Here is a 4,632-nt window from a genome sequence, read left to right on the forward strand (position 1 = left end):
CCATCATGGATATTAAGTTATCTAGGTTTTACCCTAGTGGCTAATCTTCCTCTGATGTTTATGCAGCAGAGTTTCTAGCCAACGAAACGCACCCCGATTCCCGACTCCCGATTCCCGATTCCCTCAATTGAGAACTGGTATAGTATTTTACTATCAAAACGTCCTGAAATTTGAGAACCCCGCGTCTAATGACCGGGGATGAAAAAGAGAGACGGGGTTAACCCCGTCGTATCCTGGCTATTTTCCTTTTTGACTCTCTATATATTTTTTGACAACCTCCGTGCTGACTTGACCTGTTGACGCCACAAAATAGGTCGGAGTCCATAATGAAGGCAATTTTTTAAGACTAGGAAATTCTTTCCGCAAGTGATGTGAAGCTCGACCTTTTACCCATCGAGCTATCTCAGCAGGAGATTCATGGGTCGGTGCGTTTAAGAATATATGGACGTGGTCTGGCATTATTTCTAATGCAATTAGTTTCCAGCCATGTTCGGAGACCAGATCAAAGATTATTTCTTGAAGCCGTCGAGCTACATGTTCTACTAACACAGGCTTTCGACGTTTTGGGACAAAGACAAAATGATAATTTATTGAAGATACCGACCCCTCTGTACGGCGGTACTCATAATCTTTGCTAGATAATTTTGCCATTTTTTCCGGGATTGTGTTGAATACGGCTGTAGTAGCAAGTATACTTGTAAACAAGGAGGTGATGCAACTTGTACAAGACAATCCCAGTTAGATCAACGTTTTCAGAAGAAGAAAAAGCATTTTGGGAATTTCAGTGCCAGCAAGCCAACAGCCTGTTTAATTGTGCGATTTACTATACTAAACAAAAACATTACGATTGGCTAAAGGAACAAGAGGCTTACACCACTTACTGGCGTGGAGATGAATTAAGGGTTGGATGGAAAACTTACAAGTGTGCTATTAAATATCCAGAGCTAGATAAAGCCTTGAAAATGTCCCCTCATTACAAAGGGATGGCGGCTCAATCAGCTCAACAAACTCTTAAGACTGTGGGAGAATCTATTGTTAGCTACAACAAGTTAGTGGGGCTATATTATCAGGGAAAAGTAGATAGACCCAGGTTTCCTCGCTACAGAAAGTCAGGTGGGTTCGCTGCGGTGACTTTCCCTAGACAAGCTCTGACATACAAAGAGGGATTGTTTTACCCTTCTGTTAGCAAAGAAAGCAAACCTGAATTACTAACTCAAATAACACTCTCGCCACCAGATTTTATTGACCCTGACTGGGTCAAAGAGGTCACTGTTCGCCCTTGTTACGGACAGTTGTGGATAGACTGGGTCATTGATGATGGGAAGCAACCAATAACCGATAATCCAAGACTTGATTACTCTCAAGCTATCGGAATAGATCACGGTGGCGATAACTGGCTAACCTGCGTTTCAACGTTAGGAAAAAGCTTTATTATCGACGGTCGAAAGCTCAAATCAATGAATCAGGGGTATTGTCGCCTTGTAGCTAAATACAAATCTGGAAAACCGGAAAAGTATTGGGATTCCCATCTAGACAAAATTCAACTTAAACGAAATAATCAGATGCGGGATGCCATTAACAAGGCTGCTCGATTCATCATTAATCGCTGTCTAAATGATGGCATTGGGAATATAGTAATAGGTTGGGTGTGATTCGTTGGCTAGAAACCATACATATAAAAGATCTGGGGGATTAGCCGCAAGGTAATAATAACCTTGACAACTTGATAACCTTACAGGTGAAAAACCTGTCCTCTCGAAACTAGAGTGACATCCCTACCCCTACCCAATAGAAACTAACGAGTCTTAGGGTAAAGCGGGGTCGAACGTCAAACATCTACTAGCCTATTAGGTGGATGGGAGATAGGAAAATGACCCATGGGTAACAAAAGTGAAAGTACACTTGAAGCGTCGTAATTACGATGTAGCGTAATATAGGCTGTCGCTACGAACAAACGTAACGAATCGCCAAAGACAAGATATGCTCCAGCCCACATCTTGAGTTTCTCTAAAGATTCCGGCGTATAGTACTACCCTAAAGGTCAAAAGCAAGGTTATCAGGAACGAAGTAACCATATAGGTTCTCTCAAGAAGGTCGGTTCTTGAGTAGGTAGTTAGCCCCATGGCCTATATTGGGAAGATTGAGTCAGAAGCCAACGCCGATATGTAATGTACCGGATACGCAGACAGACTCACGCGGATTAGTAGAATGTAAAGTTGCCAGTAGCAATAGATATGTCTAAAACTCGGGGGTTCGCTCCACAGTCGGAATGGAACAAAGTAAACTGGCGAAAGCTAGAAATTACGGTGTTTAAGTTGCAAAAACGAATTTACAAAGCTTCTCAGCGTGGTGATGTTCGTGTAGTGAGAAGTCTTCAAAAAACTTTAATGAAGTCCTGGTCAGCAAAAATGGTAGCGGTGAGAAAGGTTACCCAAGAGAACAAAGGAAAAAGAACAGCTGGCATCGATGGTCAAAAGGCTTTGTCGAGCACTAAGAGATTGAAGCTAGTCAAAAACCTCAAACTCTACAAGAAACCTCAAGCAACCCGCAGAACCTGGATAGATAAACCCGGAAGTAAGGAAAAGAGACCACTAGGAATCCCAACCATATACGACCGCGCCCTACAGGCTCTAACCAAACAGGCATGCTTAACCAGAATGGGAAGCTCACTTTGAGCCTAACTCATACGGGTTCAGACCAGGAAGGTCATGCCACGATGCAATCCAAGCAATATTCAACAGCATTAAAAAAGCCCAAAAATGGGTGTTGGATGCTGATATAACAAAATGCTTCGATAAAATCAACCATGAAATACTCCTTAAAAAGTTAAATACCTACCCGACCATGAAACGGCTAATCAGAGGATGGTTAAAAGCAGGAGTAATGGAGGAAGGGAAATTTATAAGGACTGAGGAAGGCACACCACAAGGAGGAATAATATCCCCTTTACTTGCCAATATAGCCCTCCACGGACTAGAAAATTACCTAATGGAAATAGCCGGAGAAATAAAATATCCGGGATGCCCAAATGGTAAAAGAGACAAGAGAAGCGCCACAGCTATCATCAGGTATGCTGACGACTTCGTCATACTCCACCCGTCCAAAGAAGTCCTTGTAAAACTTAAATACAAAGGGGAAGAATGGTTAAAAGGTATTGGCTTGGAATTAAAACCCAGTAAAACAAGAGTGGTACACACATCCGAAGGATTCGACTTCCTAGGATTCAATGTCAGGCAATACAAAGTAGGAAAACACCACTCAAAGAAAGGGTATAAAACCCTCATTAAACCATCAAAACAAAAAGTAAAGGAGCATGTAAGGCAGCTTTCAGACACTATAGACAACATGAAAGCCGCCAAGCAAGAGAATGTAATACACAAACTCAAACCTATAATAAAGGGATGGGCAAATTATTACAAACCGGTAGTAAGTAAGAAGACCTACTCTAAAGTAGACCACTTACTATACTCCAAACTTAAAAGATGGGGAGAAAGAAGACATCCAAAAAAATCAAAATCCTGGGTTAAAGAGAAATATTGGGGGACAAAGGTAGAAATACCAAAAGACCCATGGAAACCTCCAACGATAGATAACTGGGTATTCATGACTAAGGATGAAAAAAACATCCTCCCCAAACACGCAAAGACCGAAATAGTCAGACACGTGAAAGTCAAGGAAAAACGCAGTATATACGATGGAGACCTAATCTATTGGGGAAACAGACTGCAAAAACATCCGGAACTGAATACGATAAAGGGAAAACTCTTTAAGAGACAAGAGGGAAGATGTGCATTCTGTCACCTAAGATTTAAGGATGGAGATATAATGGAATCTCACCACATAAAACCACGAGCCTTAGGAGGTAATAATAGCCTGAAAAACCAGGAATTATTACATCTTCACTGCCACGACCAAAAACACGGAAAAAGAACTACAAACTCCCAAAAGGAGGAACTAGATTCCAATCCGTTCTAAGAGAAGTACCCACTGACAAGGGACTACTACGCGAGGAGCCGGATGAGACGAAAGTTTCATGTCCGGTTTTGGAGACGAGTCGGGGAGGCGACTCCTCGGCTTAGTTTAATAATGAAGGACAAAAAAGTCGTTCCAATATGGGGAAAAGCAGCAATCAAAAGTTTGTGGCAATTCCCACTAAGAGATTAATTGAAAGACTGAAACAACTCTGTCCTGAATACGGAATTAAATTAATAATTATTGAGGAGTCTTATACGAGTAAGGCGTCTTTTTTGGATGGCGATTCATTACCGAAACACGGTGCAAAACCCGTTCGCGTAGCGTCGGCTTTGCCGAAAGGATGGCAGCCATCAGGAAAAAGAGTTAGACGTGGACTTTACAAAACCTCATCAGGAAACCTAATAAATGCAGACTGTAACGGTGCAGCCAACATTATTAGGAAAGTAACCACACAGCCAATCGACCTGGCCAAGGTGGGTAGCGGGATTTTGACAGTCCCACATCGTTATGACGTCTTCAATTCCTTGAATAAATCATACCGAAGAAGGAGTGAAGCGGCACGGGTTCACCCTGCCGCGTAACATCCTGTGAGAATCCCCCGCGCTTTAGCCGGGGGAGATGTCAAAGATGTTTCCTAATCTTCCCGCTGGAAGAAGC

At 42.3% G+C, this 4,632-nt stretch carries 3 protein-coding genes and 2 pseudogenes; 4 read left to right on the forward strand and 1 reads right to left on the reverse strand.

The window, feature by feature from the left end:
• Positions 1-237: 237 nt before the first annotated feature.
• Positions 238-651, reverse strand: coding sequence for an IS200/IS605 family transposase (gene tnpA, locus F6K53_RS35180; protein WP_293083913.1), 414 nt, complete (start codon positions 649-651; stop codon positions 238-240).
• A 68-nt stretch (positions 652-719) separates the two neighbouring features.
• On the opposite strand from tnpA, the pseudogene F6K53_RS35185 reads away from it, so the two are divergent.
• The 4 genes and pseudogenes from F6K53_RS35185 to F6K53_RS35195 form a co-directional block, all read left to right on the forward strand.
• A pseudogene (locus F6K53_RS35185) lies at positions 720-1,646 on the forward strand (transposase); the annotation flags it as partial.
• 588 nt (positions 1,647-2,234) lie between these two features.
• Positions 2,235-2,675, forward strand: a complete 441-nt coding sequence (locus F6K53_RS46190) for a reverse transcriptase N-terminal domain-containing protein (RefSeq protein WP_366511389.1) — start codon at positions 2,235-2,237, stop codon at positions 2,673-2,675.
• Positions 2,676-2,721: 46 nt separating this feature from the next.
• Complete coding sequence (locus tag F6K53_RS35190) at positions 2,722-3,975, forward strand: reverse transcriptase domain-containing protein (RefSeq protein ID WP_366511390.1); 1,254 nt, start codon at positions 2,722-2,724, stop codon at positions 3,973-3,975.
• A gap of 110 nt (positions 3,976-4,085) precedes the next feature.
• Positions 4,086-4,556: pseudogene (locus tag F6K53_RS35195) on the forward strand (RNA-guided endonuclease TnpB family protein); the annotation flags it as partial.
• Between the last annotated feature and the right edge of the window lie 76 nt (positions 4,557-4,632).

This window comes from Moorena sp. SIO4A1 (assembly GCF_010672065.1).
In the GTDB taxonomy this organism is placed as follows: Bacteria; Cyanobacteriota; Cyanobacteriia; order Cyanobacteriales; family Coleofasciculaceae; genus Moorena.